The sequence below is a fragment of the Streptomyces sp. NPDC088915 genome, from assembly GCF_044749825.1.
GTDB lineage: Bacteria > Actinomycetota > Actinomycetes > Streptomycetales > Streptomycetaceae > Streptomyces.
Genome location: NZ_JBIVIR010000004.1, coordinates 150161 through 175226 on the forward strand (window position 1 = coordinate 150161; position 25066 = coordinate 175226).

Here is a 25066-nt window from a genome sequence, read left to right on the forward strand (position 1 = left end):
ACAATGGCCAATGGCACCGTGAAGTGGTTCAACTCGGAAAAGGGCTTCGGCTTCATCGAGCAGGAGGGTGGCGGCCCGGACGTGTTCGCCCACTACTCCAACATCGCCACCTCCGGCTTCCGTGAGCTCCAGGAAGGCCAGAAGGTGACCTTCGACGTCACGCAGGGCCAGAAGGGCCCGCAGGCGGAGAACATCCTCCCCGCCTGACGTTGACACGTCCGACGCGGCCGGTGGCCCCACCCGTGTGGTGGGGCCACCGGCCCGTCGCGTTTTCCGCTTTTCCCACGGCCCGGACGCCGTGCGCCGCTCTCGCGGCACGTCCGGATCCGCACGCATACGGCATTCGGTACGTCGCGGCAATTCACGGGCCCACCGCCCGTCGTGAATTCCTCGGAGCGCACCGTTCCAGCGCACCGTTTCGAGGAAGGTCACATGAACAGCACGCCCCGCACGGACGACGTCCGGAAGGACGAATCCGCCGCGTCCCCGGCACCGGTCACCGGCTTCGCCGAGCTCGGTCTGCCGGCCGAGGTCCTCCGGGTGCTCGGCCGTCTGGGCGTCGACGAGCCGTTCCCGATCCAGGCCGCCACGCTGCCCGACGCGCTCGCGGGCCGCGACGTCCTCGGGCGCGGGCGGACCGGGTCCGGCAAGACGCTCGCCTTCGGCCTTCCGCTGCTCGTCCGGACCGCAGGACGCCGGGCCGAGGCGCGCAGGCCGCTCGCCCTGGTCCTGGTGCCCACGCGGGAGCTGGCCCAGCAGGTCACCGACGCGCTCGCCCCGTACGCCGCCGCGCTCGGTCTGCGCCTGGCGACCGTGGTCGGCGGCATGTCCATCGGCCGGCAGGCGGGCGCGCTGCGCGACGGGGCCGAGGTCCTGGTCGCGACGCCGGGCCGCCTCATGGACCTCGTGGAGCGCAAGGACTGCCGGCTCGACCGGGTGGCGGTCACGGTCCTCGACGAGGCCGACCAGATGGCCGACCTGGGCTTCATGCCGCAGGTCACCGAACTCCTCGACCAGGTGCGCGCCGAGGGGCAGCGGATGCTGTTCTCCGCCACGCTCGACCGGAACGTCGACCTGCTCGTCGAGCGCTACCTCACCGACCCGGTCGTGCACTCGGTCGACCCGTCGGCCGCCGCCGTCTCCACGATGGAGCACCACGTGCTCCACGTGCACGGCCCCGACAAGTTCGCCACCGCCACGGAGATCGCCGCCCGCGACGGGCGCGTGATCATGTTCCTGGACACCAAGCACGCCGTGGACCGCTTCACCAAGCACCTCCTCGGCAGCGGCGTACGGGCGGCGGCGCTGCACGGCGGCAAGTCCCAGCCGCTGCGGACCCGCACCCTGGACCGCTTCAAGAGCGGCGAGGTGACGGTCCTGGTCGCCACCAACGTGGCGGCGCGCGGCATCCACGTCGACGCGCTCGACCTCGTCGTCAACGTCGACCCGCCGGCCGACGGCAAGGACTACCTCCACCGCGGCGGGCGCACCGCGCGGGCCGGCGAGTCCGGTGTGGTCGTCACCCTGGTCACCCCCGAGGAGCGCCGGGACGTGGCCCGCGTCATGGCGGAGGCGGGCATCCGCCCCCAGGTCGCCCGGGTCCGCTCCGGTGAGGCCGAACTGACCCGCATCACCGGCGCCCGGAAGCCCTCGGGCGTCCCGGTCGCCGGCAGCGCGCCGACCCAGGAGGGCGCCAAGCGCGGCGGCGCCGCCTTCCGCGGCATCGGCACGGTCCCGGGCCGCCCGGGCCGCGCCAAGAACGAGTCCCGCCGCGCCACCGAGGCCCACAAGACGGCCGAGGCCCGCCGAGCGGCGAAGATCCGCAAGGGCGGCTGACCGGCTTCGACGGGGCGCCCACCAGGGCCGTTCCACAGCGCGTGCCGGGATCGGCCGTACCGCGGAAGAAACCTCCGGATCATGGTGTTCTCCCTCACCGACGGGGATGCGCGACGCCCACCGGCGCCGCCCCGGACGCACCCGGGGCACGCTCCCGGACCGCGCCGGATCCGCCCCCGACCGCGCTCACGAAGGACGTGTCATGAAGATCGGCATCATCGGCGCCGGCAACATCGGCGGCAACCTCACCCGTCGTCTCACGGCCCTCGGCCACGACGTGTCCGTGGCCAACTCCCGCGGCCCCGAGACCCTCACCGCGCTCGCCGAGGAGACCGGCGCCACCCCGGTGCACGCCACCGAGGCGGCCCGCGACGCCGAACTGGTCGTCGTGACCATCCCCCTGAAGAACGTCCCCGACCTCCCCGACGACGTCCTCGCCGGTGCCGCCGAGGGGTTCGTCCTCCTCGACACCAACAACTACTACCCCCGGGAGCGCGACGGGCGGATCGACGCCATCGAGGACGGGGGACTGACCGAGAGCCGCTGGACGGAGAAGCAGTTGGGCCACCCGGTGGTCAAGGCGTTCAACGGCACCTACGCCCAGGACATCCTCGACCGGCCGCGCCCGGCCGGCGACCCCGAGCGGATCGCCCTGCCGGTCGCCGGTGACGACGGGGCCGCCAAGGACACCGTCCGCGCCCTGATCGACGAGCTCGGCTTCGACACCGTCGACGCCGGCGGCATCGACGACTCCTGGCGGCAGCAGCCCGACACCCCCGTGTACGGGCTCCGCGCCGGTGTCGAGGCCGTGACCAAGGCCCTCGCCGAGGCCTCCCCCGAGCGCCCCGCCGCCTTCCGGGGCTGAAGCTCGCGGCGCCCCGCCCGGCCCGGAGGACCCCGTGTCCCCGGGCCGGGCCCGGCCGCTCACGGTCTGCCCGGGGCGAAGGAGAGCATGCGGGGACCGTGCTGCGCGTCGTCGCCGTCGACGCCCGAAGGAGTGATCACGATCCGGCCCTTCGCGTAGGCCGGCCTTCCGGCCGCCATGAGGTACTCCTCGGAGCGTGCCGACGCGGGGTGGCGCAGCACCTGCTCCTTCGTGTCCGCGCTGCCCGGGCCGAGCCGCGTGATCCCGCCCGGCCGGTTCAGCGAGGCCGTCTCGTACACGAGCGCCCGGTGCCGCCCTCCGCGTGCAGGGGGTGGAGGGTGCTGTCGCCCCCGTTCTTCACGCCCCGGAGGAACGTCCCGGTGCCGAGGTCGTAGGCGCCGACCCGGTCGGTCCCGCCCAGGTGGACGGCCCGTTCGTCGACGAGGGTGCCCGCGCGGTTCTGCATGTTCTCGCCCGACTCCCCCGTGTCGGCGCAGTGCGCGAACCCCTTCGCCCTGGCGTCGATGGTGGCGCGTGGCTTCCCGCCGGGCCCGGGGGAGACGATCCGCCGGTCGTCGGTGCGCTTCTCCGCGTGGAGGGTGGTGAGGACCACCGGGTCGACGGAGAACGCCCTGCCGATCTTCCGGCCGGGCCGGGTCCGGTAGCGCCGGAGCACCTTGCCGGTGCGCGGGTCGAGCTCCCGGATCCGGCTGTACGTCCTGCTCCGGTGGACGCCGATCGCGCGGTCGGAGCCGACCAGGAGACGGGGGCCGCCCGCCACGTCGTCGGGGTGGCACTCGCCGGGGTTCTCCGTGGGGATGAGGACCACGACGACCTTCCGGTACACGGTCTGGACGACGGTGTCGCCGACGACCCACAGGTCGTGGAGCGCGACGTGCCGCCGGGGCAGGTCGGTGCGGTCGTCGACGATCCACGCCGTGGTGTCCCCCGCCTCGCGCCCGGCGTTGATCTCCCGCGTCGTGGGGATCCGCCGGGGCGCGGGGGCGCGGTCGCGGGGGTACGGGCGGCGGTCGGCGTCCCGGAGGGGCGCACCGTCCCCGTCGCCACGGGCGGCGCGGCCGTTCCGCCCTGCCGGTCGTTCCGGACGGCGTACGTCCCGAGGCCCGCCAGGAGCAGGAGGGCGACGAACCCGGCGATCACCGGTCCCCTGCCGAACCGGGCGCCGGCCGCGTCGAACGGGAACGCCGTGCGCCGGTTCTCGTGCCGACCGATGAGGAAGGGGACCGCCGCGACGATGACGACGCCTCCCGCGATCGCTCCCCACAGGCCCGCCCGGTCCCGGGCGGAGAAGGGGTGGACGACCCGGTAGCGCTCCCAACGGCCGCCGCGACGGGTGGGACGTGTGCCGGACGCGCCCTGGGGACGGGACGTGGAAGGACCTCTCTCGGCAGACCGCTCTCGGCGGTTCGACGGTGCGGGGGCGGGCCGTTCGCGATCCGGACCGCCACGGCGGCCCGGTCCTCCGACGGCTGCGGGGCGGCAGCCGACACTGCCGCCCCGCCCTTGTGCGTCGTCACCCGGCACCTCCGCCCCCGTCGATGCGTGGGTACCCGACACAACTCGGCCAACCCTGGCGCACCGCGTTGCAAGGGCGATGAAATCCTGTTGAAGCAAGGGCCTTGAAGAACTGCGCGGGCACGGGGCGCACGGGAAGCACGGGGGCGGCGAAGTGGACGAGCGGGCAACGGAGCCGGGCGGGGCACCGGCCGGTGCGGGGGAACGCCTGCGGATCGACCTGCTCGGATCCGTCCGGGCCCGGCGCGGCGGTACGCCGATCGTCCTCGGCCCGGTGCGCAGGCAGGCGGTCCTCGCCGCCCTGGTCCTGCGGGCGCCGGCCTTCGTGACGTACGAGCGGCTCCTCGACGACGTCTGGGGCGCCGAACCGCCCGGAACCGGCCACGAGGCCCTGTCGGCGCTGACCCGGCACACCAGCACGTGGCTGGAGCTGCAGGTCCGCGTGCGGCTCGGCGGCACCTACGCGGCCGCGGGCCGGCACGCCGAGGCCCGCCGGGAGTTCGAGACGGCCCTCGCCCTGCCCGGTGCGGAGAACCACCCCCACGAGTACGGCCTGGCCCGCGACGGCCTGTCGGGCGCGGCGGCGGCGCCCGCGGGGGAAGGCTCCTGACGGCCCGGGACCGTGTGGGGCCCCTGCGCGCCGAACACCGCGCGCGGCGCACAGGGCCCTCCTGACCGGTCGGTCCGGGGCGGCGAGAGCCACTTCTCCGCTCCGGGGCCGGCACGAGCCAGTCAAGCACTCCCCGGCCCGTCGGGGCGATGGGATCCGGGCACAGAAAACGGCCCTCCCGCGAGGCATGGGCACGGTGGATCATCCAAGGGGCCAAGACGCTTCTTGGGCTCACATCTGCGAGGTGAATATCGGATGGGTCCCGGCTGATGCCTGACGGCGGTCCGCCCCGACGGCGTGCCGGTCGTCGCCGCCAACGCCCACGTGCGGCTGGCCGCCACGGCCGTCCACGGTGACGCGCCCGTGTTCCGCCGCGGCTGGTCGTACCACGACGGGATCCGGCCGGACGGCACCCCGGACGCCGGTCTGCTCTTCACCGCGTGGCAGCAGGATCCGCGTACCGCCTTCGTCCCCGTGCAGCGGCGGCTGGCGCGCGGCGATGCTTTGTCCCGTTACCTGGTGCACGAGGCGTCGGCGGTGTTCGCGGTGCCCGGCGGGGTGCGTCCGGGCGGGTTCGTCGCCCAGGCGCTCCTGGAGGACTGATCCCGCTTCCCCGGCCGGGCCGGGTTCCCCGGGCGGCGATCCGCGGCCGCAGCTCGCCGGTGTCGACGCGTGCGGCGAGACGGGCGAGGCCGGTGGCGTCGGGGAGGGCCGTCAGAGGGGCACGATCGTGGTCTCGGTCGCCTTGACGCCGGTCCAGACGGGCACGCCGTCGGCGAGGCCGAGTTCGGCGGCGGCCTGCGGGGTGATCTCGGCGACGAGGTCGGGCGCCCGGTCGGAGGTGACGAGGACGCGGAGCCGGCTGCCGCTGGCGGTGATCTCGCGTACGGTGCCGGGCCAGACGTTGCGGGGACTGCCGGTGGGCCTCTCGCGGTGGAGGGACACCGCCTCGGGCGCGACGATCGCGAGCGCCGGGGTGCCCGGCGGCGGGGGTTCGGCGGCGACCAGGGTGCCGCCGCCGTCGAGGGCGAGGCCGTCGGGGGTGGCGGTGCCGGGCCAGGCGTTGCGGCCGAGCATGCGGGCGACCCACGGGGACCGGGGGTGGCGGGTGACCTCGGCGGGGGTGTCGTCCTGGAGGGCCCGGCCGTCCTGGAGGACGAGGACGCGGTCGGCGAGGGAGACGGCCTCGACGGGATCGTGGGTGACGATGAGGCAGACGCCGCCGAAGCCGGCGAGGTGGGTGCGCAGGGTGTGCCGGACGTGGGCGCGGGTGGTCTGGTCGAGGGCGGCGAGGGGTTCGTCGAGGACGAGGAGCCGGGGGCGGGCGGCGAGCGCCCGGGCGAGGGCGACCCGCTGGGCCTGGCCGCCGGAGAGCTGCGCCGGCTTCCTGTGTCCCAGGTGGCCGACGCCGAGCCGGTCGAGCCAGGCCTGCGCCTCGCGGCGGGCCTCGGTCCGGACGACGCCCTGGGCGCGCAGGCCGTAGGCGGTGTTGGCCAGGGCCGACATGTGCGGGAAGAGCGCGCCGTCCTGCGGCACCCACGCGACGTGGCGGCGGTGCGGGGGCAGCGCGGTGACGTCCTCGTCGCCGAGCCGGAGATCCGCGCGGGCGCGCGGGGTGAGGCCGAGGAGCGCGCGGAGCAGGGTGGTCTTGCCGGCGCCGTTGGGGCCGACGACGGCGATGGTGGTGCCGGGTCCGGCGTCCAGGACGAGCCGGGTGAAGCCGGTGACGTCGGCGTGCAGCGCCCACCGGCCGGCGGCCGGGGAAGCGGGCGGGGCGGCGTCGGCCGACGGCTCCGCCGTGACCGGTCCCTCCACGCCCGGTCCCTCCACGCCCGGTCCCTCCACGCCCGGTTCCTCCACGCCCGGCCTCTCCGCGAAGGGCCCCTCCCCGCCCGGTCCCTTCGCCGGTTCCTCCGTGGTGGCCGGTGGGCGCTTCCGGTCCTGCGGGGTGCCGGTCCAGCGTCCGCGCAGGGCGACGAGGACGCCCATGGCGATGGCGAGGAGCAGGAGGGAGACGGAGGTGGCGGCCTCGGGTTCGTCCTGGAGCAGGAGGTAGACCTGGAGCGGGAGGGTCTGGGTCGTCCCGGGCAGGTTTCCGGCGAAGGTGATCGTGGCGCCGAACTCGCCCAGCGCCCGCGCCCAGGTGAGCGCCGCGCCCGCGAGGACCCCGGGCGCGACCATCGGCAGCGTGACGGTGAAGAAGACGCGGACCGGCGGGGCCCCGAGGGAGGCCGCCGTCTCCTCGTACCGGGGGCGGAGCCCGCCGAGCGCGCCCTCCAGGCTGATGACGAGGAACGGCATGGCGACGAACGTCGCCGCGATCACCGCGCCGGAGGTGTGGAACGGCAGGGTGATGCCGAAGGTGTCCTCCAGCCACGGCCCGAGCAGCCCGCGCCGGCCGAAGGCCAGGAGCAGCGCGACGCCGCCGACGGTCGGCGGCAGCACCATCGGCAGCAGGACGAGCGACCGGACGACCGCCTTGCCGGGGAAGGAGACCCGTGCGAGCAGCCAGGCCAGGGGGACCCCGAGGAGCAGCGAGAGGCCGAGCGCCCAGAAGGAGACGAGGAGCGAGAGCTTCAGCGCCTCGACGGTCCCCGGCGCGGTCAGGTGGCCGGGGAGTCCGCCCCACTCGGTCCGTACGAGGATGCCGATCAGGGGGAGCGCCAGGAAGGCCACGGCCGCCAGCGCGGGCAGCACGAGGGCGAGGGGCGGCCGGGAACTCCCGGCACGCCTCCCGGAGGCGCGTATGCCTGCTCGTTTCATTCGACGGTCCCGGAGAGGTGAGGGCGTGGAGCGGAGGGGCCGCCCGGCTCCCCCGGTACGGGCGGCCCCTCCCGATCGTGGACGATCCCGTACGTTACGGCTTCTGGAAGCCGGCGTCCTGGAGGATCTTCTGGCCCTCGGGCGAGGACAGCCAGGCGACGAACGCGGCGGCGGCCTCGGCGTTCTTCGAGTCCTTCAGGGCGGCGGCCGGGTACTGCGCGATCGCGTTCTGGCCGTCGGGGATCTCGACGGCGTCGACCTTGTCCTCGGCGCTCTCGGCGTCCGTCTTGTAGACGAGTCCGGCGTCGGCCTCGCCCAGCTCGACCTTGCTGAGCACGGCGCGCACGTTGGGCTCCTGGGAGACCGGCTTCACCGTGATCTTCTGCTTGTCGAGGATCTGCTTGCTGTACTTGCCGGCGGGGACCTCGGGGGCCGCGAGGACGACCTTGAGCTTGGTGTCCGCGAGGTCCTTCAGGTCGTCGACCTTGTGCGGGTTGCCCTCGCCGGTGGCGATGACGAGCCGGTTCTTGGCGATGACCGCCGGCGTGCCGGTGTCGGCCTTCACCTTGTCCATGCTCTTGGTGTCGGCGGTCACCAGGACGTCGGCGGGCGCCCCCTGGGAGACCTGGGCGACGAGCTCCTGCGAGCCGGCGAACGAGAAGGTCAGCTTCGTGCCCGGGTGGGACTTCTCGTACGCGGCGCCGGCCGTCTTGAACACGTCGGTCAGGGACGCGGCGGCGAGCACGGTGAGGTTCGCCGCGGGGGCGCCGGTGGCGGAGCCGGAGGCGGAGGGGGTGGAGCCGCCGGTGTCCTTCTTGTCGTCGTCGCCCGACGAGCAGGCCGCGAGCGGCACGAACAGGGCGGCGGTGAGCACGGCGGCGGCGGTGCGGCGTCCGGCGGGGGTGAGACTCATGGGATCGGAACTCCTTGGAGAGGAACGGGGGACGTGCGGACGGGCCGGTCGCGCCGACGGCCGGGGTGTCTCGGGTGCTGCGGGGGACGTGGTCAGGGGCGGCCGGTGCGCACGCCGTTCGACTTCGTCCTGTCGGCGTCCGCCCGGTGCCGTGCCGTGTCCGGGCCGACGCCTGGCAGATGCGCTGCCCGCCCGGGTGTGTGGGGCTGCATGTGCGACACCGTAGGGCGTGATCTCTCTCATCTGCAACAACATCGTGGGACTCTCCGTCGCAGGTGAGGGAGAGGTGGTAGAAACCGACGAGAGGCGCCCCCGGCGGTCTCACCCCTCGGACGGAAGGGTTCCGGCGAGCCGGAGGGGGCCGATCCAGATCCCCGTGACCGCGCTGACGTAGCGGGCTCCGCAGCGGTCGGACGGGACGACGAGCTGCGGGCCGTCCCCGTCGAGGTCCCGGTCGTCCATCCGGGTCGCGAGGAGGACGGGGGCATCACCGAAGTCGGCGTCGATCTCCGCCCACGACAGGAGCGCGTGGTGGCCGTCGCCGCCGTCGACGGCGATCAGGAAGCGGGAGCGCTCCTTGCGGCGGGCGGGGTCGAAGCGGGGGTGCGCGACGGCGACGACCTCCCGCAGGAGGGGCCCGGCGAAGGTGTGGTGCTGGGGCCCGGCGGTGGCGCAGTCGAAGACGACCTCGACCCGGTGCTGCTCCCAGCCCCGGCGCAGGTCGGCGACGGTGAGCGTGGCGGGGCGGGCCACGTCCCCGCGGAGCGCGAAGGATCCGGCGGGCGCGGGCCCGGCGGCGGGCGGGGCCGTGGACACGGACACGGGCGCGGTCGCAGGTGCGGGTGTGGCGGCGGTTGTCGGGTGGGGCGCGGTGTTCGGTCGGCTCATCGTCGGTCCCCTCGCGGCGGTCGGTACGGCGGCTGCGCGCAGTGATACCCGACCGCCGGAGCGGGGAACCGTTTTTGCCATGTGAATCGAGGCGTTCGGCCCGTACCTGTGAGCTTCGTACGAGACGGACCCTCGTCCTTGCCTGGTTCATCGGACCGTGTTCCGTCCCTGCCGGTCGAGGGCGAGCCAGACGCGGTCGCGGGTCACCGGCAGTTCGGTGAAGCGGATGCCCGTGGCGTCCCGCAGGGCGTTGGCGAAGGCGGGGGCGACCGGGTTGAAGGGGCTCTCGCTCATCGACTTGGCGCCGAGGGGGCCGATGGCGTCGGTCGTCTCGGTGAAGTGGACCTCGGTGCGGGGCACGTCGGCGTACTGGGGGAGCCGGTAGCGGCGGAACGCGGCCGTGGTGACCTCGCCGCGCTCGTCGACGCGCACGGTCTCGAAGAGGGTGGCGCCGAGGGCCTGGGCGACCCCGCCCTCGACCTGGCCCCGGCACTGCATCGGGTTCATGACCTTGCCGGCGTCGGCCGCGTGGACGCTGCGCAGGATGCGGATCTCCCCGGAGCCCGGGTCGACGGCGATCCGGAACCACTGGGCGTTGAAGGCCACCGAGCGCGGCGAACCGCCCCAGTGCCCGTCCGCCGCCAGTTCCTCCGCCGCCCCGAGCGCGTGCCCCGCCTCGTACAGTTCCTTCAGGGTGACCGTGCGTCCGGCGCAGTCGACGGACTCGGCGCCGAGCACGCACAGGTGGCGGGCCGTGCCCGTGTGCCGTGCGGCGAGGGTGCGCAGCCGTTCGGCGAGGGAGGTCGCGGCGAGCAGGACGGCCTTGCCGGCGACGACGGTGCCGGCGGAGCCGAAGGCGCCGGTGTCGTGGCGCACGACGTCGGTGTCGGACTGGCGGACGACGAGCCGGTCCTCGGTGGTGTTCAGGGCGCCGGCGGTGATCTGCTGGTGGACGGTGGTGGTGCCGTTGCCGAACTCGGCCGTGCCGACCGCGATGTCGTACGTGCCGTCCTCCAGGAGCGAGACCCGGGCGTCGGCGTAGTGGCCGCCGGGCGGCCCGGTCGCGATCATCGCCATGCCCGTGCCCTGTCCGACGAGCCAGCCCTCGGGGGCGTCCTCCGCGCTGCGGTCCCCGGCGAGGGCGTCGCGCACGACGGAGAGGCACTGGTCGAGCCCGTACGAGGCGATGTGGAGGTCCTCCTCCTCGCCGATCGGGCTGTGCATGCCCTCCCCCGGGCCGATGACGTTCCTCTCCCGGAAGGCGAGCGGGTCCATGCCGAGGCGGCGGGCCAGTTCGTCCATGACGGACTCGACGGCGAAGGTGACCTGGCCGAGGCCGTAGCCGCGGAAGGCGCCGGCCGGGACGGCGTTGGTGTAGACGGAGTAGGCGTCGACCTTCTTGTGCGGGGCGCGGTAGACGGCGAAGGACTCGCCGACGCTGTGGAACATGACCGCCGGGCCGTGGTTGCCGTACGCGCCGGTGTCGGCCACCACCCGCATCCGTACGGCGGTGAGCGTGCCGTCCTGGCGTGCGCCGACCTTGATGCGGATGGTGAACGGGTGGCGGGTGGTCGCGCCGTAGAACTGCTCGGCGCGGGTGTACTCCAGCTTCACCGGTCGCCGCAGTTTCAGCGCGGCGAGCGTCACGATGTCCTCGGTGAGCATCTCCTGCTTGCCGCCGAAGCCGCCGCCGACCCGGCCCGCGACCACCCGTACCCCGTCCTCCGGCAGGCCGTAGAGCGCGCACAGGGCCCGCCGGGTCAGGAACGGGGTCTGGGTGGAGGAGCGGACGGTGAGCCGCTCCCCCGTGCCGTCCTCCTTCGGCTCGAAGTACGCCACGCAGCCGTGCGTCTCCAGGCTGGCGTGCTGGACGCGCTGGGTGCGGAAGGTCTCCTCGTACACGACGTCCGCCTCGGCGAACCCCCGCTCGACGTCCCCGATCTCGCCGTGGACCTCACCGGCGACGTTGTTCTCGACCCGGGCGATGCGCTCCTCCGTCCCCTTGCCCGCGTGAAGGACGGGGGCGCCGGGGCGCATGGCCTCCTCCGGGTCGGTGACGTGCGGCAGCGGCTCGTACGTCACCTCGATCCGGCGGCAGCCCTCCTCGGCGGCCCGCTCGCTGTCGGCGACGACGGCGGCGACCCGCTGGCCGACGTACCGGACGACGTCGTCCAGGACGCGGGTGTCGTCGGGGTCCTCGGTGGGGTGCTCGTGGCGGGCGCTGGAGTACAGGGTCGCGGGGGCGTCCTCGTGGGTGAGGACGGCGTGCACGCCGGGGACGCGGAGCGCGGCGGAGGCGTCGATCGCGACGATCCGGGCGTGCGGGTGCGGGGAGCGCAACAGCTTCATGTGCAGCAGGCCGGGGACCTCGACGTCGAAGGTGTAGCGGGCGGTGCCCGTCACGACCTGGGGGCCGGCGGGCGCGCCGACGTTGCGGCCCACCGCCTTTCCGGCGCACGGGCGTTCGGTGTGCTTCACGCCCCGTACGGCGTCCTCGATCGCCCGGTAGCCGGTGCAGCGGCAGATGTTGCCCTTGAAGGCGCGGGGCAGGTCGTCGAGCTTGCCGTCGTCGTGCGGGGTGTCCCGCTCGGCCTCCAGGGCGGCGGTCGTCATGAGGAAGCCGGCCGTGCAGAAGCCGCACTGGTAGCCCTGCGCGTCGAGGAACCGCTGCTGTACGGGGTGGAGTTCGCCGTCCGGGGAGGCGAGCCCCTCGACGGTGGTGACGGCGCGGCCCTCCGCGCGCACCGCCGGGTACAGGCAGCTGTGGACCGGCTGCCCGTCGACGTGGACGGTGCAGGCGCCGCAGTCCCCCGCGTCGCACCCCTTCTTCACCCCGAACCAGCCGCGCTCGCGGAGGTAGGTGCGCAGGCACTGGCCGCCGCGCGGCTCGTCGTCGAACGCGCGTCCGTTGACGCGGACCTCGAAGCTCATCGGGCGTCCTCCTCCGGTGCGGTCAGTTCGCCGCGGACCTCCTCGGCGAGGCGCAGGCCCATGTGCCGGCGCCACTCGGGCAGTCCGTGGATGTCGTCGAACCAGTCCTCGTCCCGTACGGCGGTGTCGATCGCGGTACGGAGCGCCTCGCGGGCGGGCGGGAGCGGGAACCAGAAGCGGAACGGGCGGGTGGTGGCGGCGGTCACCGTGACCGCCAGCGAGCCGTCCACCGGGTCGAGCGTCCCGATGACCAGCGCCCCGGACCGGCCGAGCCCGTACAGCGAGGCCTGCCGGAAGGCCGTGCGGCACTCCAGGGCCCGGCCGGGCAGCGTCACCGAGCGCAGGAGTTCGCCCTCCGCGAGGTCCTTGACGCCCGCGCCCCGAATGAATTCGGCCACCTTCACTTCGCGCGTGGAGCCGTCCTGCGCCTGGAGGAGGCAGCGTCCGTCGAGGGCGGCGGTGAGCGAGATCATCGGTCCGGCCGGGAGGCCGTTGCACAGGTTCCCGCCGACGGTGGCCGTGTTCCAGATCTTGAAGGAGGCGAGGAAGGCCCGGCAGCACTGTTCGAAGAGCGGCGCCGCGGGGGCGTCGAGGGAGCGCCGTCCGAAGCGGGAGAGCTGGGTGATCGTGCAGGTCGCCGCGATCTCCAGCGAGCCGTCCGGGTGGCGCGTGAGCGGCTCCCAGCCCGTCCGGCTCAGGTCGACGAGCCGGCGCAGGTGCGGCTGGGGCTCGGAGAAGAGGTAGGTCCCGCCGCCCAGCCAGGCGTCCCCGGGGCGCCAGGGCTCGCGCAGGCGCGCGTCCCGCACGTCCGTGATCGTGTTGAGGTCCATCCCGTCCCCGCCTTCCGACCGGCGTCCTCCGACCGGTTCCTTCAGGCCAGTGAAGCCCGGCGGGGGCGCACGGCACGACTGGACGCGCACCCGGAAATCGCCTCCCTCCCGGCGCCCGGCCCTGGAGGATCGTCCAGGAGCTTTTCCCGGCCCATAGCCGGGCATCTACGATGCAGCGACTCGCATTCGCCTCGTGAATGTGAGGGCGGGCCCGTCCCGCGACCGCGCAAGGAGCCCCGCATGCACGTCGACCACCTCCTCCGACTCGACCGTCTGGACCTCTCCCTGGTCTGGGGCGACGAGGCGCTGCTCGGCCAGGAGATCGCCGGGGTGACCGCGACCGACCTGGAGGACCCGGAGCGCTTCCTCCAGCCGGGCGAGGTCGTGCTGAGCGGGCTCGTGTGGTGGAGCAGGGAGGGCGCGCCGGCCAAGACGGACCGCTTCGTGTCGGCCCTGCGCCGGGCGGGGGCGGTGGCGCTGCTCGCCGGCGAGGAGACCCACGGGCACGTGCCGCGCGAACTGGTCGACGCGTGCCGGAGGCACCGCGTCGCCCTCGTCGCCGTGCCCCCGCACACCAGCTTCCGGGCCGTCACCGAAGCCGTCTACCTGCGCCAGTGGGGCGAGCTCAGCCGGCATCCCGCCGACCACCGCGCCCTGCCGGAGAACGTCCGCCTGGACCTCGACCGCGCCCTGGAGGGCGGCGCGACGACCGGCGAGCTGCTCGACCGGGCCTTCGCCCACCTCGGCACGCCCGCCTGCCACCTGCTCACCCCCGGCGGCCGGACCGTGGCCCGCACCGGCGGAGCGGCGGCCCTGCCCGCCCGGGAGGCGGCGGAGGTGCTGCGCGGCGGGCGGGGCACGACGCTGCGCGTCGAGGCCGAGGGCACGGACTTCGACACCTGGTACCTGCACCTGCCGGAGGAGGGGCGGGTGCCCCCGCGGGTCCTCCAGGAGATATCCGAGCTCTTCGGCCGGCACCGGCGCCGCGAGGACCGGCACCGGGCGGCGCGCGCCGCCGCCTCCGCCCGGCTCGTGGAGGCCGTCGGCGCCCTGCGCGCCGACACCGACCGCCTGCGGTCCGCGCTGGCCTCCTGCGGCCTGGCGGACCGGGCCGCCCACACGGTGGTCGTCGCGGCCCTGGAGCCGGACGGGAACGCCGGTGCCGACGGCGTCGCCGCGCTCACCGAGGCGCTCGGCCACCTGCCGTCCGTCGCGTTCGCCGTCGCCCGGGGCGCCGGTGACGAGGCGACGGCCGTCCTCGCCCACGAGGAGGACGCGGCGGAGTGGGTGGGAGAGCAACTGCGCGAGGTGTGGCCGCTGATCCGGGCCTGCCGGCCCGAGAGCGCCTGGCGGGTCGGGGTGAGCCTGCCCGTCACCGCGCCCACGTCGCTGAACACCGCGCTCGCGCAGGCCCGTTACGCCCTCGCGGCGGCCCCCGCCCTGGCCCCGCCGGCCCCGCCGGTCGCCGGGCTCCGCGACCTCGGCGGGCTGGCCCTGCTGCTCGCCGGCGTCCCCGTCGACGTGCGGGAGGTCTACCGCACGACGGTCCTCGGCCCCCTCCTCGGCGCCGGGCGGGGGTCGGGCGCCATGCTCCTGGAGACCCTGGAGGCCTTCCTGGCGCACGACTGCTCCTGGACGCGGACCGCCGAGGCCCTCCACATCCACGTCAACACGGTCCACTACCGCGTCGAGCGCATCGAGACCCTCACCGGCCGGGACCTGTCCCGGCTCGACGACCGGGTGGACCTGCGCGCCGCCCTCCTCTGCCGCCGACCCGGCCGGTGATTCGGCCGGTGATTCGGTCGGTGATTCGGTAGGGGTCAGGTCAGGTCGACGTGCACGCCGGTCGACTTCACCCGGGCGGTGGCCGTGACCCCGACGTCGAGCCCCAGTTCCTCGACGGCCTCGCGGGTCACCAGGGACACCAGCCGGTGCGGCCCCGACTGCACCTCCACCTGGGCGGCCACGTCGTCGGTCCGCACCCCGGTCACGATCCCCACGAAGGAGTTCCGCACCGAGGTCGGCACGTCGTCCTCCGGGACGGCGTGCAGCCCGGCCCCCCGCTCCCGGGCGAAGGCGGCCAGGGCCACCCCCTCGACCACCCGCCGGCCGGCCCCGTCGCGCTCCACGGCCAGTCTGCCCCCGTCCGCCCACCGGCGAACGGTCTCCGAACTCACTCCGAGCAGCCGCGCGGCCTGCCCCATGCTGTACGACGGCATTCCCGCACTCTAGGGGGTGACCGGAGGCCCCCTCGCCTCCGGCCGCCTCGACCGGCCCGACACCGCCTCCTCCCGCGACCGGCGGTACGTCCGCGACGTGTACTGACGCGGGGCGGGGCTCAGCCCGCGGTGATCCGCAGGACGCCGGTGACCGTGCCCTGGAGGTACGCGCCGTCCGGGGCGACGGTGCCGGCCATCTGGAGCGTGTCGTACAGGGATCCGATGCCGACCTGCTGGGAGCGGGTGACGCGGCCCGTCTCCGGGTCGATCTGGACGTAGCGGTACGGGTCGAGGACGCCCGTCCCCCCGGTGCCGGGGATCAGCGGGTCGCGCACGACGGTGTGCAGGGTGTTCGTGGCGGTGGACAGCTTCGGGACGGCCGCCGAGCGCAGGGTGTTGTCCCAGACCGTGGCGCAGCCGGTGCCGTCGGGAAGGATGTCCACCCGGGTCAGGCCGCCGGCGAAGTCGGCCGAGGAGGGCACGGACGGTCCCGCGCCGTCCGGGAGCGCCGGGTACGGGTAGCCGTAGGTGCCGGCGACGAAGACGCTGTTGCCCGCGCCGATCGGCGAGTTCTCGCTGCCGGGGCCGCCGGCGGCCCGGAGGACGGGGATCGAGCAGATCTCGCCGCCGTCGGCGGTGCGGTACACCTTGAGGCGGACGGTGGTGTCGGCGTTGTCGACGATCGCGACGTAGTCGGTGCCGGTCTTCGGGCCGAGGAAGGTCGGGGTGGAGCCGCTGCCCCAACTCAGCAGGCCCGGCTTGCGGGCCCGGCCCCGGTCGTACGCCTGCCGCCAGACGGTCCTCGGCGTGCCGTCGGCGTCCGCGGTGAGCAGGTAGGTGGCGTGGGTGCTGGTGACGGCGGTGCCCTCGGGGGCGGTGGAGATGCTGTTGGCGACGCGCTCCCCGGCCGGGAGCCGCAGGGTGCCGATCCGCCCGGTCCGGTCGTCGGCGAGGCCGACCACGCCGTTGCCGGTGGCGAACCAGACGCGTCCCTGCCAGTCCGGCGAGAGGCCGGTGACCGCGTCGTCGGCGGGGACGGCGGAGGCGAGGGAGAGGCTGCGGTCGACGGAGAGGCGCCAGGTGCCGGAGGCGTCCTTGCGGTGGGCGACGCGCAGGAGGTTGCGGCTGCCGTCCACGACGACGAGCCGGTCCTCGGCGTCCAGGTAGGCGTAGACGCCGCCGAGGAGCGAGCCCTTGGTGAGCCGGAGGGTGGTGAGGGAGGAGCCGTCGGCCGGGTTCAGCAGGTGGACGGTCGGGACCTGGCCGAGGATCGGGGTGCACAGGGCGACCGGGTGGCCGTCGGAGCCGACGAGGACGGTGGGGCAGGCGGAGGCGAGGGCCACCCGCTTCGAGGCCAGGGCGCCCGCGCCGGGGCCCGCCAGCGGGGTGGTGTCCGAGGAGCCGGTGTCCCCGTGCATGGTGGCGGTCCCGGCGGGGCCCGCGTACGGGTTGTGCGGCGGTACGGGGAGGAAGCTCCCCGCGGTGGGGGCCGCTCCGGCGGGGACGGCGGTGGCCGCGAGGGCGAGGGCGGAGAACAGCGCGGCGACCAGGGGCCTGCGGCGGGCGCGGGGGCGCGCGGACGGGAGTGCCATGACGAGGGCGGTTTCCTTCCGGAAGGGGAACGGGCGTGGGGGCGCGTGCGCACGGGCGCGGGGGCGGCCCGTACGGACGGGGGCGGCCCGTACGGACGGGGTCGCGGCCCGTACGGACGGGGGCGGGCCCGTACGGGCGGGGGCGGGCCCGTACGGGCGGTGGGAAGCCCGTACGGGCGGGGTGGTGCGTACGGGCGGGGCGGCGGGCACGGCCGGGCGGGCCCCGCGGGTCCCCCGGATCGGGAACTCCCGGGATCGCCGGGAGGAGGGAGGGACCGGCGGGGCCGGTGAGGAGGGCCGGGCGTCACGCGGCCGGGATCCGGCCGCGGCGGACGGCGACGGGCGCGGAGGGTGACGGGCCGCGGCCGGGGGCGGTGCCCCCGGGGCGGCGCGGCCGGACGCGGTTCCGGCGGGCGCGGAGGGCGGCGGCCGGGGTCAGCGTCCGCTACAGAGGGCGCCGGACGTGCGCGCGAGGTCGACGTGACGTCGTCGCGTGAGGGTCGTCCGGCGGCTCTTCATGTGCATGATCGAAGCAGGTGCCCGTCGGCGGGGTCAAGGCGCACCGGCCCGCGTTCCACGGAGTGGGACGGTGGCGCGGGCTGCTCCAACCCTCGCCCCGGGCAAGGGGGTTCGGCCCCGCGTCACCACGAACCGCCATGACGAGGCCCGCCCCCGTGGGGCCGGCACCCGTTTCGCCCGGCGAACGCCTTTCCGGCCACCATCGGGAGAAGTGCCCGGCATGCCCGTTTCAAGGAGCGGGTTCGCGGCAAGTCGCCCGGCATGATGCAGATCGGGTACACGATGATGACCGAGCAGGCCGGGCCCCGTGAGCTGGTGGGGCACGTGGTCGAGGCGGAACGCGTCGGATTCGACTTCTCCGTGATCTCGGACCACTCCTTCCCGTGGCTGGACTCCCAGGGGCACGCCCCGTACGCGTGGAGCGTCCTGGGGGCGGCGGCGCAGGCGACCTCCCGCATCCCGCTGATGACGTACGTGACCTGCCCGACCTTCCGCTACCACCCGGCGGTCGTGGCGCAGAAGGCCGCGACCGTGCAGCTCCTCTCCGAGGGCCGGTTCCGGCTCGGCCTCGGCTCGGGCGAGATCCTGAACGAGCACGTCGTCGGCGCGGGCTGGCCCTCGGCCGGCGTCCGCCTGGAGATGCTGGACGAGGCCGCCGGGATCATCCGCGACCTGTTCTCCGGCGAGTACGTGACCCATCGCGGGACCCACTTCCAGGTCGAGAACGCCAAGCTGTGGGACGTCCCCGACACTCCCCCGCCCATCGGGATCGCCGTGTCGGGCCCGCACTCCTGCAAGGTCGCCGGGCGCCGGGCGGACCTGGTGATCGCCACGGAGCCGAAGGGGGAGCTGCTCGAGTCCTTCGACGCGCACGGCGGCGCGGGCAAGCCGCGCGTCGGCCAGGTGCCGGTCTGCTACGACCCCGACCGGGAGGCGGCGGTGGCGCGCGCCCACGACCAGTTCCGCTGGTCGCTGGGCGGCTGGGGCGTCAACTCCGAGCTTCCGCTGCCCTCCGGGTTCGCCCAGGCCACCGAGACGGTCCGGCCCGAGGACGTGGCGGAGAACATCCCGTGCGGCGACGACGTCGACGCGTTCGTGGAGGCCGTCCGTCCGTACGCCGAGGCCGGGTTCACCGAGCTGGCCCTCGTCCAGATCGGCGGCGAGCACCAGGAGCCGTTCCTGCACTGGGCGGAGAAGGAGCTCCTCCCGGCCCTGCGCGAGCTCTGAGAACGGGCGGGGACGGGGCACCGACCGTGAGCGAATGGATCTTCTCCGCGAGGGTAGCCGCCGTTCCGAACGAACTGCCCCGTCTCCGACAGGAAGGGCGATCATGCTTCTCTCCTTTCTCCCCGCCGCCGCACCGCCTTCCCTCCTGGCCGCCAAGGGCTCTTCCTCGCTCCTGCTGATCGTGGTCGGAGTGGTGGTGGCGGCCCTGCTGATCGGCGCGTTCTGGTGGGGTTCCCGGCGGGTGGCCCGGCGGAGGCAGGCCCCCGGCGTGGCGCAGCCCCCGGCGGCCGAGGCGAGGCGGGACTCCTGGCAACCGCCGGAGGAGTCCGAGCGGGACCAGGGCCGCTGAGGAGCGGGGCCATGAGGATCTCGGCGAGGATCTCCGAGAAGGCGTCCGCGCCGGCGGGCCACGTGCTCCGGGCCCCCGGCGCCCCGTTCCGGACGGGAGGGCGATCGCTGTGACCCAGGTGACCCCTTCCGTCGGCGAGGGCTTCGCCGCGCCGCTCGGACACGGACCGGCGGACGTGCCGCGCGTCTACCGGCTCCCCGGGGTGTACGCGCCCCAGGGGGACACCGAGCTGTTGCTCGCGAACCTGGCGCGCGAGGAGTTCCGGAGCGGCATGCGGTCGCTCGACCTGTGCACCGGGACCGGCGTCGTGGCGGTCGCCTCCGCCCTGCGGGGCACGCGGGCCACCGCCGTGGACATCTCCCGCGCGGCCGTCACCACGGCCCGTCTCAACGCGCTCCGGCACCGCTGCCGGGTGCGGCTCCTCCGGGGCGACCTGGAGGCCCCGGTGGCGCACGAGCGCTTCGACCTGATCACCGTGAACCCGCCGTACGTGCCCTGCGAGGACCCCGCGCTGCCCGCCCGCGGCAGGAGACGCGCCTGGGACGCGGGGACGGACGGGCGACTCCTCCTCGACCGGGTCTGCGAACGGGTGCCCCGGCTGCTCACCTCCTCGGGGACGCTGCTCGTCGTGCAGTCGTCGCTCTCCGGCGTCACCGCCACCCTGGACGGGCTGCGCCGGGCCGGGCTGCGCGCCCGGGTGGCCGACCGCCTCGTCCAGCCCTTCGGCCCGGTGATGGCCTCCCGCGAGGACTGGTTCGCCGCCCGGGGGCTCGTCCCGCCCGGGACGCGCACCGAGGACCTCGTCGTGATCCGCGCGTCCCGCGCGTGACCCCCCGGCTCCTCCCCGCCGCACCGCCCGCGCATGGGCACGGTCCGGCGGGGCAGCCGCGCAGCAGAGAAACGAGATATCCGATGGGTGGTGTGTGATGTCCCCTTCCCCGGACGCACGGCCCGGGGCCGCGCCCCCGGTGCGGACGGAAGGCCCCGCGCGGGGCGCGCCGACCCTGGTCCGGCCCCTGGACGACGGGCCGATGCTCGTCGAAGGGCCGGTGGACGTCGTCATGCCCGACGGATCGGTGCGGCACTGCGAGCGGCCGACGGTCGCCCTGTGCATGTGCCGGCGCAGCAAGCGGGCCCCGTTCTGCGACACCAGCCACCGCCACCGGCAGCGGCGTCCCCGCCCGGCGGCCGACTCCCCGGAGGACCCGACCCCATGACCGCCGCCCCGCAGATCCTCCGTACGGCCTCCGGAGCACCCGAGGTCCCCGAGGCACGCGGCGAGGTGTCGCGGGCGGTCCGGCGACGGCTGCTCGGCGATCCCGGGGCGCTGCCCGACGGCCCGGAGATCGCGCGCTGCGACCCGTACGGCGAGGACCTCCAGCTCGCGCTGCACCTCTGCTACGCCCTGCACTACCGGGGCTACGACGGTGTCCCCGACACCCTCGAATGGGACCCGCACCTGCTCAGGACCCGGGCGCTCCTGGAGCACCGCTTCGAGAGCGCGCTGCGCCACGACTGCCGGCACCACGGGGACGTGGACGAGGAGCTGGGCGCCCTCCTCGTGGAACCCGCCGAGGCCACCGGCGTCTCCGCGTTCCTCGCCTCGCGGGGGGAGCGGTGGCAGGTGCGGGAGTACGCGGCGCTCCGCTCCGTGTCGCAGCTCCGGGAGGCCGACCCGTACCTCTGGGTGATCCCCCGGCTGCGCGGCCGCGCCAAGGCGGCGATGGTCGCGATCGAGTACGACGAGTTCGGCTGCGGGCGGGCCGAGCGCATGCACGAGCGGCTCTACGCCGAGCTGATGGTGGACCTGGGGCTCGACCCGGAGTACGGGCGGTACGTGGACGCGGTCGGGGCCGAGACGCTGGCGGCCGTGAACCTGTCGACCCTGCTCGCCCTCCACCGGCGGCTGCGCGGCGCGCTCGTGGGGCACTTCGCCGTCGTCGAGGTGACCTCGCCGCCGGCCGCCGCCCGGCTCGCCGAGGCCATGCGGCGGACGGGCGCGGGACCGGCGGCGGAGCGGTACTACGACGAGCACGTGGAGGCCGACGCCGTCCACGAGCAGCTGGTGCGCCGGGAGGCCGTGGGCGGCCTCCTGGAGGACGAGCCGGACCTCGCGTCCGACGTCGCCCTCGGCATCGCGGCGACGGGGTTCCTGGAGGACCGGCTCGGGGCGCACGTGCTGGAGTCCTGGGAGAACGGCCGGAGCGCGCTGCGGGCTCCGCTCGACGCCGTGGACGCCCTCTAGGGATCCTTCGTGGCGGGCGGGGGGTTCGCGCCGTCGCGGCCCCGGAGGGTGCCCGGGAAGTGACCCCGTCGGCTTGGTGGCCGGTCTCAGGCCGGCTTGCGCCAGACGGAGACGTGCTTCGTGGAGTCCTGGGTGAACGGGGTCCCGTCCCAGTCCGCGACGCGGCGTTCGAGCGCGAGCCCGGCGATCCGTGCCATCAGGTCGAGCTCGGCCGGCCAGGCGTAGCGGTGCCGGGAGGCGTCCCGGCGGTAGCGGCCGTCCTCGCCGTCGCGGGTGAGGTGGTGGGAGACGAGGACCTGCTCGACCAGGTCGAAGGTGTCGAAGCCGAGGTGCCGTTCGGAGACGTCGAACGGCACCGCGACCTGTCCGGGCGGCAGGAACCGCAGCGGCGGGACGCCCAGCTCGACGACGAACCGGCCGCCGGGCTCCAGATGACGTGCGGCGTTGCGGAAGCACTCGACCTGCTCGTCCTGCGTGAGCAGGTTCGTGATGGTGTTGTAGACGAGGTAGACCAGGCCGAACCCGCCGGGGACGACGGTGGTAGCCATGTCCCCGACGACCACGGGGAGCGCGTCCTCGTCGACCTTGCGCCGCAGCACCGCCGCCATGTGCTCGGACAGTTCGACGCCCACCACCGGCACGCCGCGTTCCCGGAGCGGGACGCCCACGCGTCCGGTCCCGATGGCGAACTCCAGCGCCCGGCCGTCTCCGGCGAGTTCGGCGAGGAAGTCGAGGGTCGGTCCGAGGACGGCGGCCGAGGACATCTCGGTCTCCCCGGCGTCGTAGCGTTCGGCGGTCTCACGGGTCCACAGCTCGCTGCTCGTCATGACCGGCCACTCTGCCGGGTGCCGGGGGGCGTTGTCGACGCATTTGTCTCCCGGCGCCGCGGGCGGGTGTCAGAGGATTCCCTCCGGGGCCGGGCCGCGGTTCCAGCGCATCCGGGACCACGGCAGGGCGAGGTCGTTCCGGTCGGTCACCTCGCGCGGGGCGAGGTCCTCGATCCGGGCGGCCCCTCCGTGCCGGGCGTGGACGGTGTCGACGTAGCGGTGCCCGGTGTCGGCGGCGACGAAGAGGACCGTGCGGCCGGGGGCGCGGTCGCGTTCGTGGCGGGCCGCGAGGTAGCCGGCGCCGGTGGACAGGCCCGCGAAGACGGCGTGCCGCCGCAGCAGGTCGACGCCACCGGCGAGGGCGGCGTCGAAGGAGATCCAGTGCAGGGTGTCGTACAGCTCGTGGGAGACGTTCCCGAAGGGGATGGAACTGCCGATCCCGGCGATGATGATCTCGGGGTCGGAGACGTGCGCGGAGCCGAAGGTGACGCTGCCGTACGGCTGGACGCCGACGAGTTCGACGTCGGCCCCGCCCCCGGGGACCTCGCGCAGGTAGCGGGCGAGGGCGCCCGTGGAGGCGCCGGAGCCGACCCCGCCGACGACGGTGAGCCGCTCGGTGCCGAGCGTCTCGCGGATCCGGTCGGCGACGGCCCGGTAGCCGAGGTAGTGGACGTCGTCGTGGTACTGCCGCATCCAGTGGTACTCGGGGTGGGCGGCGAGGATCTCGTGGATCCTCGCCACCCGCCGTTTCTGGTCGAGCTTCAGGTCGTCGCAGGGTTCCATCCGTTCCAGGGTCGCCCCGAGGACGGCGAGCTGGACGGCCAGGGTGTGGTCGACGGTCGTCGAACCGACGATGTGGCAGCGCATGCCGTAGCGGTGGCAGGCCAGGGCGAGGGCGTACGCGTAGATGCCGCTGGAGCTGTCGACGAGGGTGTCCCCGGGGCGCACCGCCCGGGTGTCGAGCAGGTGGCGCACGGCGGCGAGGGCGGACACCACCTTCATCGTCTCAAAGCGCAGACAGACGAGCCGGTCGTCGAGCCGTATAAGGTCCGGCCGGCCGATCGACTCCGCGACGTGCTGGTCCATGCGGGAGCTCCTTGCTGGTCGTGAAGGTCCGGGTGACGGGGATGCCGTGGGCGTCCAGGGCGCGCAGACAGGCGTCCACGCGGCGGTGCGGGCCGGGGGCGGCCGGGTCGAAGAGGACGCCCGCCACGGCGCCGCTGTGCGCGATCTGCACCCCGACCGCCCCGGCCCGCCGGGCGATGCCGGTCAGGGCGTCGAACTCGGGGTGGCCGAGGGCCCGTTGGCCCCGGCGGGCGCTGGCGGTGGCGACCGCGCCAAGCAGGCGCGCGTCCCCGGTGGCGACCGCCCGGCGCAGCAGCGCCCGCAGCCGCTCCCCGGCCCGTACGTCCGCCTCGTCGGCGTCCTCGGGATCGCGCACGGGCAGGGACAGGGTGTCCACGGGCGCGCCCCCGCCGAGGGCGCAGCCCACGACGGTCAGCGGGGGCAGGGCGGGGCCGAGGGTCTCCAGGACGCGGCCCTCGCGCTGGGCGAAGAGGACCGGGCGGCCGTCGAGCATCAGCGGGTCGGAGGCGGTCTCGGCCCGTACGGCGAGACGGGCGGTGGTGGCGGGGTCGAGCCGCAGTCCGTACGCGTCCGCGACCGCGCGCAGGGTGGCGAGGACGTCGCTGGTGGAGCTGCCCATGCCCAGGCCCACCGGGATGTCGCCGGTGAGCCGCACCTCCCCGCCGCAGGCGGGGAGGCCGGTCCGCCGCGCGCACTCCGCCACGGCGAGGGCGGCGGCCCCGGCCGCTTTGGTGCGGCCCGCGGGGACGACGGCGACCGCCTCGGGCGGGGTGCCCGGCCGGGGGACGAACACGGCGGCGCTGCCGGGGCCGTCCAGGGGGAGGGTGACCAGGCCGGCGCACCGGCGCCCGGCGGCGTCGAGGAAGACGCCCTGGAGGAGTTCGCCGTGGTGGCAGGGGGCGGATCCGGCGCCGGTGCGGGGGTGGGCGGGTGTCGGACGGGTGGTCGTCGGGCGGGACGTGGGCGTCACGTGCCGTCCGCCGTCCGGTAGCGGTACAGGATCGTTTCCTCGGCGCTGAACTGGGAGAAGGGGAACGGCTCGGCGGAGAGGGCGGTGACGCCCGAGCCGAGGAAGGCGCGGGCGACGGCGCTGCCGGACTGGGCGTAGACGACGAGCGGGACGCCCCGGGTGCGACAGCGCTCCAGGATGGTGTCGAACGAGCCGTTGCCGAGGGTCATGCCGGTGGCGACGACGGCCTCGGCGCGGTCGAGGACCTCGTGCATGTCGGTGGTGACGGGGTCGCCCCACTGGGTGGCCTTCAGGTTGAAGTCGCAGGGCAGGGGGGTGCCGCCGCGCTCGCGGATGGCCGCGACCAGGGGGTTGACGACGCCGATGAGGCCGACCTCGGCGCCCGGCGCGATGTCGAGGAGGCCCGCGATGGCCGCGTCGCGGGCCCGGGCCCGGACCTCGGGGGTGCCGGCGGGCAGGACGACGGGCTCGGCGTCCTCGGCGGCGCGGTGGGGCCGGGCCTCGGAGAGGTAGGCGTCCAGGGCGGCGATCCGCAGCGGGCGGGGGGCCTCGCGCAGCAGGACGTCGAGCGGGGTGCCGGAGGCCTCCCGGCAGATCGCGGGGTCGATGTCGCCGGCCTCGAAGGCGCAGCCGCCGAAGGAGCCGCCGAGGCGGACGAGCACGTACTGGTTGAGGTAGGTGGTGTCGCCGCCGGCCAGGCGGGTGCCGTGGTGGATCCAGAAGACGCTGGTCGCGACGGTCTCGGCGGGCGGCGGGCCGTGGACGCCCGCGAGGACCTCCTCGACGAGCGCGTCGACGGCCGGTGCGGTGGTGACGGGTGTGGTGGCGGGGGTGGTTCGCGTTCCGCTCATGGGTCTCCT

The 25066-nt window shown here is 75.1% G+C and carries 25 protein-coding genes; 11 read left to right on the forward strand and 14 right to left on the reverse strand.

Features of this window, described 5'->3' with window-relative positions; genetic code table 11:
* The first annotated feature begins 3 nt into the window (after positions 1-3).
* The 3 genes from ACIP5O_RS09290 (at position 4) to ACIP5O_RS09300 (ending at position 2701) form a co-directional block, all read left to right on the forward strand.
* Complete coding sequence (locus ACIP5O_RS09290) at positions 4-207, forward strand: cold-shock protein (RefSeq protein WP_015031667.1); 204 nt, start codon at positions 4-6, stop codon at positions 205-207.
* Between the two features lie 225 nt (positions 208-432).
* Positions 433-1836 (forward strand): DEAD/DEAH box helicase, encoded by a 1404-nt coding sequence (locus ACIP5O_RS09295; RefSeq protein ID WP_401290512.1) that lies wholly within the window; start codon positions 433-435, stop codon positions 1834-1836.
* Positions 1837-1942: 106 nt separating this feature from the next.
* Positions 1943-2701, forward strand: a complete 759-nt coding sequence (locus ACIP5O_RS09300) for an NADPH-dependent F420 reductase (protein WP_401290515.1) — start codon at positions 1943-1945, stop codon at positions 2699-2701.
* 59 nt (positions 2702-2760) lie between these two features.
* Here the strand turns inward: ACIP5O_RS09300 and ACIP5O_RS09305 are convergent, their stop codons facing one another.
* Both ACIP5O_RS09305 and ACIP5O_RS09310 read right to left on the reverse strand, forming a co-directional pair.
* Positions 2761-3000 carry a hypothetical protein gene (locus ACIP5O_RS09305; RefSeq protein ID WP_401290517.1) on the reverse strand — a complete coding sequence of 80 codons (240 nt, stop codon included), beginning with the start codon at positions 2998-3000 and terminating at the stop codon, positions 2761-2763.
* Positions 2979-3548 carry a hypothetical protein gene (locus tag ACIP5O_RS09310; RefSeq protein ID WP_401290520.1) on the reverse strand — a complete coding sequence of 190 codons (570 nt, stop codon included), beginning with the start codon at positions 3546-3548 and terminating at the stop codon, positions 2979-2981. The genes ACIP5O_RS09305 and ACIP5O_RS09310 overlap by 22 nt, the downstream gene beginning before the upstream one ends.
* An 843-nt stretch (positions 3549-4391) precedes the next feature.
* Here ACIP5O_RS09310 and ACIP5O_RS09315 point away from each other — a divergent pair.
* A complete protein-coding gene (locus ACIP5O_RS09315; protein WP_401290522.1) occupies positions 4392-4847 on the forward strand; it encodes a hypothetical protein in 456 nt (151 codons plus the stop codon).
* Positions 4848-5144: 297 nt separating this feature from the next.
* A complete protein-coding gene (locus ACIP5O_RS09320; protein WP_401290525.1) occupies positions 5145-5450 on the forward strand; it encodes a hypothetical protein in 306 nt (101 codons plus the stop codon).
* A gap of 111 nt (positions 5451-5561) precedes the next feature.
* Here ACIP5O_RS09320 and ACIP5O_RS09325 read toward each other — a convergent pair whose 3' ends face one another.
* The 5 genes from ACIP5O_RS09325 to ACIP5O_RS09345 all read right to left on the reverse strand — a co-directional run bounded on the left by ACIP5O_RS09325 (position 5562) and on the right by ACIP5O_RS09345 (position 13172).
* Positions 5562-7610, reverse strand: a complete 2049-nt coding sequence (locus ACIP5O_RS09325; protein ID WP_401290528.1) for an ABC transporter permease — start codon at positions 7608-7610, stop codon at positions 5562-5564.
* A gap of 94 nt (positions 7611-7704) precedes the next feature.
* Positions 7705-8523, reverse strand: coding sequence for a molybdate ABC transporter substrate-binding protein (gene modA, locus ACIP5O_RS09330; RefSeq protein WP_401290531.1), 819 nt, complete (start codon positions 8521-8523; stop codon positions 7705-7707).
* A 321-nt stretch (positions 8524-8844) separates the two neighbouring features.
* Positions 8845-9411 carry a molybdopterin-dependent oxidoreductase gene (locus ACIP5O_RS09335; RefSeq protein WP_401290534.1) on the reverse strand — a complete coding sequence of 189 codons (567 nt, stop codon included), beginning with the start codon at positions 9409-9411 and terminating at the stop codon, positions 8845-8847.
* A gap of 147 nt (positions 9412-9558) precedes the next feature.
* Positions 9559-12342 carry a molybdopterin-dependent oxidoreductase gene (locus tag ACIP5O_RS09340; RefSeq protein WP_401290536.1) on the reverse strand — a complete coding sequence of 928 codons (2784 nt, stop codon included), beginning with the start codon at positions 12340-12342 and terminating at the stop codon, positions 9559-9561.
* A complete protein-coding gene (locus ACIP5O_RS09345) occupies positions 12339-13172 on the reverse strand; it encodes an FAD binding domain-containing protein (protein WP_401290538.1) in 834 nt (277 codons plus the stop codon). Before ACIP5O_RS09345 ends, ACIP5O_RS09340 begins: the two co-directional genes overlap by 4 nt.
* A 240-nt stretch (positions 13173-13412) precedes the next feature.
* Between ACIP5O_RS09345 and ACIP5O_RS09350 the strand changes: the two genes are divergently transcribed.
* Positions 13413-14957 (forward strand): PucR family transcriptional regulator, encoded by a 1545-nt coding sequence (locus ACIP5O_RS09350; protein WP_401290541.1) that lies wholly within the window; start codon positions 13413-13415, stop codon positions 14955-14957.
* Positions 14958-14992: 35 nt separating this feature from the next.
* On the opposite strand, the gene ACIP5O_RS09355 is transcribed toward ACIP5O_RS09350, so the two are convergent.
* From ACIP5O_RS09355 to ACIP5O_RS09365, 3 genes are all read right to left on the reverse strand, one after another.
* On the reverse strand, positions 14993-15391 hold the full coding sequence (locus ACIP5O_RS09355; RefSeq protein WP_401290543.1) for a molybdopterin-binding protein: 399 nt from the start codon (positions 15389-15391) through the stop codon (positions 14993-14995).
* Between the two features lie 119 nt (positions 15392-15510).
* Positions 15511-16983 carry a hypothetical protein gene (locus ACIP5O_RS09360; protein ID WP_401290546.1) on the reverse strand — a complete coding sequence of 491 codons (1473 nt, stop codon included), beginning with the start codon at positions 16981-16983 and terminating at the stop codon, positions 15511-15513.
* Positions 16984-17418: 435 nt separating this feature from the next.
* Entirely contained in the window at positions 17419-17508 is a 90-nt protein-coding gene (locus ACIP5O_RS09365) for a putative leader peptide (protein WP_356542022.1), read from the reverse strand.
* Between the two features lie 255 nt (positions 17509-17763).
* Between ACIP5O_RS09365 and ACIP5O_RS09370 the strand changes: the two genes are divergently transcribed.
* The 5 genes from ACIP5O_RS09370 (at position 17764) to ACIP5O_RS09390 (ending at position 21323) form a co-directional block, all read left to right on the forward strand.
* Positions 17764-18729 carry an LLM class F420-dependent oxidoreductase gene (locus tag ACIP5O_RS09370; RefSeq protein WP_401290549.1) on the forward strand — a complete coding sequence of 322 codons (966 nt, stop codon included), beginning with the start codon at positions 17764-17766 and terminating at the stop codon, positions 18727-18729.
* Between the two features lie 103 nt (positions 18730-18832).
* Entirely contained in the window at positions 18833-19078 is a 246-nt protein-coding gene (locus ACIP5O_RS09375; RefSeq protein ID WP_401290552.1) for a DUF6479 family protein, read from the forward strand.
* A 109-nt stretch (positions 19079-19187) separates the two neighbouring features.
* Positions 19188-19907, forward strand: coding sequence for a HemK2/MTQ2 family protein methyltransferase (locus ACIP5O_RS09380; RefSeq protein WP_401290555.1), 720 nt, complete (start codon positions 19188-19190; stop codon positions 19905-19907).
* 97 nt (positions 19908-20004) lie between these two features.
* Positions 20005-20295, forward strand: a complete 291-nt coding sequence (locus ACIP5O_RS09385) for a CDGSH iron-sulfur domain-containing protein (RefSeq protein ID WP_401290558.1) — start codon at positions 20005-20007, stop codon at positions 20293-20295.
* Positions 20292-21323: an iron-containing redox enzyme family protein gene (locus ACIP5O_RS09390; RefSeq protein ID WP_401290560.1), complete on the forward strand. Its 1032-nt coding sequence runs from the start codon at positions 20292-20294 to the stop codon at positions 21321-21323. Before ACIP5O_RS09385 ends, ACIP5O_RS09390 begins: the two co-directional genes overlap by 4 nt.
* Before the next feature lie 86 nt (positions 21324-21409).
* Here the strand turns inward: ACIP5O_RS09390 and ACIP5O_RS09395 are convergent, their stop codons facing one another.
* From ACIP5O_RS09395 to ACIP5O_RS09410, 4 genes are all read right to left on the reverse strand, one after another.
* Positions 21410-22150, reverse strand: coding sequence for a class I SAM-dependent DNA methyltransferase (locus ACIP5O_RS09395; protein ID WP_401290563.1), 741 nt, complete (start codon positions 22148-22150; stop codon positions 21410-21412).
* Positions 22151-22219: 69 nt separating this feature from the next.
* Entirely contained in the window at positions 22220-23236 is a 1017-nt protein-coding gene (locus ACIP5O_RS09400) for a pyridoxal-phosphate dependent enzyme (protein ID WP_401290565.1), read from the reverse strand.
* Positions 23157-24206 carry a GHMP kinase gene (locus ACIP5O_RS09405; protein ID WP_401290568.1) on the reverse strand — a complete coding sequence of 350 codons (1050 nt, stop codon included), beginning with the start codon at positions 24204-24206 and terminating at the stop codon, positions 23157-23159. Before ACIP5O_RS09405 ends, ACIP5O_RS09400 begins: the two co-directional genes overlap by 80 nt.
* Positions 24203-25057 (reverse strand): Rossmann-like domain-containing protein, encoded by an 855-nt coding sequence (locus ACIP5O_RS09410; RefSeq protein WP_401290571.1) that lies wholly within the window; start codon positions 25055-25057, stop codon positions 24203-24205. Before ACIP5O_RS09410 ends, ACIP5O_RS09405 begins: the two co-directional genes overlap by 4 nt.
* Between the last annotated feature and the right edge of the window lie 9 nt (positions 25058-25066).

Bases quoted from the DNA above. Each gene is read 5' to 3' on its own strand.
- ACIP5O_RS09290 (WP_015031667.1), top strand. From the start codon at position 4: ATGGCCAATGGCACCGTGAAGTGGTTCAACTCGGAAAAGGGCTTCGGC.
- ACIP5O_RS09295 (WP_401290512.1), top strand. From the start codon at position 433: ATGAACAGCACGCCCCGCACGGACGACGTCCGGAAGGACGAATCCGCC.
- ACIP5O_RS09300 (WP_401290515.1), top strand. From the start codon at position 1,943: ATGCGCGACGCCCACCGGCGCCGCCCCGGACGCACCCGGGGCACGCTC.
- ACIP5O_RS09325 (WP_401290528.1), bottom strand. From the start codon at position 7,610: ATGAAACGAGCAGGCATACGCGCCTCCGGGAGGCGTGCCGGGAGTTCC.
- modA (WP_401290531.1), bottom strand. From the start codon at position 8,523: ATGAGTCTCACCCCCGCCGGACGCCGCACCGCCGCCGCCGTGCTCACC.
- ACIP5O_RS09335 (WP_401290534.1), bottom strand. From the start codon at position 9,411: ATGAGCCGACCGAACACCGCGCCCCACCCGACAACCGCCGCCACACCC.
- ACIP5O_RS09340 (WP_401290536.1), bottom strand. From the start codon at position 12,342: ATGAGCTTCGAGGTCCGCGTCAACGGACGCGCGTTCGACGACGAGCCG.
- ACIP5O_RS09345 (WP_401290538.1), bottom strand. From the start codon at position 13,172: ATGGACCTCAACACGATCACGGACGTGCGGGACGCGCGCCTGCGCGAG.
- ACIP5O_RS09350 (WP_401290541.1), top strand. From the start codon at position 13,413: ATGCACGTCGACCACCTCCTCCGACTCGACCGTCTGGACCTCTCCCTG.
- ACIP5O_RS09355 (WP_401290543.1), bottom strand. From the start codon at position 15,391: ATGCCGTCGTACAGCATGGGGCAGGCCGCGCGGCTGCTCGGAGTGAGT.
- ACIP5O_RS09360 (WP_401290546.1), bottom strand. From the start codon at position 16,983: ATGGCACTCCCGTCCGCGCGCCCCCGCGCCCGCCGCAGGCCCCTGGTC.
- ACIP5O_RS09365 (WP_356542022.1), bottom strand. From the start codon at position 17,508: ATGCACATGAAGAGCCGCCGGACGACCCTCACGCGACGACGTCACGTC.
- ACIP5O_RS09370 (WP_401290549.1), top strand. From the start codon at position 17,764: ATGATGCAGATCGGGTACACGATGATGACCGAGCAGGCCGGGCCCCGT.
- ACIP5O_RS09375 (WP_401290552.1), top strand. From the start codon at position 18,833: ATGCTTCTCTCCTTTCTCCCCGCCGCCGCACCGCCTTCCCTCCTGGCC.
- ACIP5O_RS09385 (WP_401290558.1), top strand. From the start codon at position 20,005: ATGTCCCCTTCCCCGGACGCACGGCCCGGGGCCGCGCCCCCGGTGCGG.
- ACIP5O_RS09390 (WP_401290560.1), top strand. From the start codon at position 20,292: ATGACCGCCGCCCCGCAGATCCTCCGTACGGCCTCCGGAGCACCCGAG.
- ACIP5O_RS09395 (WP_401290563.1), bottom strand. From the start codon at position 22,150: ATGACGAGCAGCGAGCTGTGGACCCGTGAGACCGCCGAACGCTACGAC.
- ACIP5O_RS09400 (WP_401290565.1), bottom strand. From the start codon at position 23,236: ATGGACCAGCACGTCGCGGAGTCGATCGGCCGGCCGGACCTTATACGG.
- ACIP5O_RS09410 (WP_401290571.1), bottom strand. From the start codon at position 25,057: ATGAGCGGAACGCGAACCACCCCCGCCACCACACCCGTCACCACCGCA.